We start from the raw sequence: 1005 nt of genomic DNA on the forward strand, positions 1-1005 counted from the left end.
CAGTTTTGCCGGGCGAGACAGCCTCGGGAGTCGCTCCGGTGAACGATGCGCGCCCGCTGTTCCGCACGTTTGCCGAAGCGCGTCACGGACCGCGGACTCCGGTGTTCCCACCCGTTTCACGCCGTGTCGAAGCCGCGTCCACGCGGCGATCCGCGAAGTCCACTGCCAGCAGTTAACTCAGTTCACACCAACCTCGGTACATGGACGCACACGCCGGGTTTCACTCGCTCCGCGAAGAGACCGCAGCGTCGCTCCCCGTCACCGGCGATCTGCCGGCCTGGCTTCGGGGCAGCCTCATTCGAAACGGACCGGGGGCGTTCTCGTTCCCGGACGGGAGCGCAGTGGATCCCTGGTTCGACGGTCTGGCGTTGCTGTACCGATTCACCTTCGATCCCGGCGGGCGGGCGGGACGAACCGACGGCGACGCGGTTCACTATCGGAACCGGTTCCTCCGGACGGACGCCTACGAAGCCGCACGAGCCGGCGAGTTCGAAGGCGGTTTCGCGACCGGCGAGACCACGCTCCGCTCGCGGCTGGCCGGGTTCCTGACGGCGCCGTACGACAACACGAACATCATCGTTGAGCGAATCGGCGACCGGTACGTCGCGCTCACCGAGTCGCCCCGAGGCGTCCCGTTCGACCCGAGCACGCTCGCCACGACGGGGCGTGTCGAGCGCGACGGCGACGCCCCCAGCGGGCAGCTCTCGTGTGCGCACTTCAAGCGCGATCCCGTGACCGGCACGCTGTTGACGGTCGACACGGAGTTCGGGCGGACCAGCTGCTACCACGTAACCGCGTGGACGCCGAACGGGGACCGCCACCACGTCGCCACCGTTCCGACGGAGAAGCCGGCGTACATGCACAGCTTCGCGCTGACGCTACGCTACGTCGTCCTAACCGAGTTCCCGCTTCGGCTGGACCCACGCCGGTTTCTCAAGCCCGGTCGACAGTCGGCGTTCATTGAACAGTTCGACTGGGAGCCCGACCGGGGGACTCGGATCGTCG

The 1005-nt window shown here is 67.8% G+C and carries 1 protein-coding gene; it reads left to right on the top strand.

Annotation, left to right across the window (positions count from 1 at the left end):
* Nucleotides 1–200: 200 nt before the first annotated feature.
* A partial coding sequence (locus U4E84_RS18890) for a carotenoid oxygenase family protein (protein ID WP_322533577.1) occupies nucleotides 201–1005 on the top strand: 805 nt, incomplete at its 3' end.

Origin of the sequence: Halorubrum sp. AD140, from assembly GCF_034497445.1 — an archaeon.
GTDB lineage: Archaea > Halobacteriota > Halobacteria > Halobacteriales > Haloferacaceae > Halorubrum.